A 607-nucleotide genomic window follows, 5' to 3' on the forward strand; every position below is an offset into this window, starting at 1 on the left:
TTGACCATCTTGGTACTTTGGTTAAATTTCGAATTCATGACAATGGCAAAGTCCCGGACATTTTTGGCCTGATAGTGATGGACTTTCATCCCGTCTTTACTGGTTACCTTTCCAACTGCTTGTCCGGTAGTTGCAATCGTTTCCTTTTCATCAGCCCTTAACGTGACATCAAAGTCACCTGTCAAAGAATAAAATGATTCTCCACCAGCGAAATATGGATCGAGATTCCACCCCTCGTTGTCATAGACGGCCAGAATCGGAAACCAGTTTCCCAGCGAAACGTGAGTGCCGGACCAGCCAAAACGATGTTGTTTGTTTGGGATTGTAACGGTAAAATCCATATTAATGGTTGCTTTCTTTCCCGATTCCAATGACAATCCTGAAATATCGAGTTTCGTGTTCCTGCTATCAAAAGTCGCGGACTTGGCATTGAATGTAATGTGATCAACCTCTATGCCGCCACTCTTAAAACTTTCAGCATTCGGCCATAGATTAAAGTATATGTGCTTTAACGTTTTATCAAGGTTATTGACGAATTGGACGCTCATAGAACCGCTGATTTGATGCTTCTTTTTGTCATATGTAACATTTATTTTGTATGCAGGGT

At 41.5% G+C, this 607-nt stretch carries 1 protein-coding gene; it reads right to left on the reverse strand.

Going from position 1 to position 607, the window contains the following annotated elements; translation table 11 throughout:
• Positions 1–548 (reverse strand): gluzincin family metallopeptidase (locus AC3G7N_RS21700; RefSeq protein WP_489424201.1); only part of this gene is annotated, 548 nt, incomplete at its 3' end.
• Between the last annotated feature and the right edge of the window lie 59 nt (positions 549–607).

The sequence above is a fragment of the Virgibacillus carmonensis genome (genome assembly GCF_057836705.1).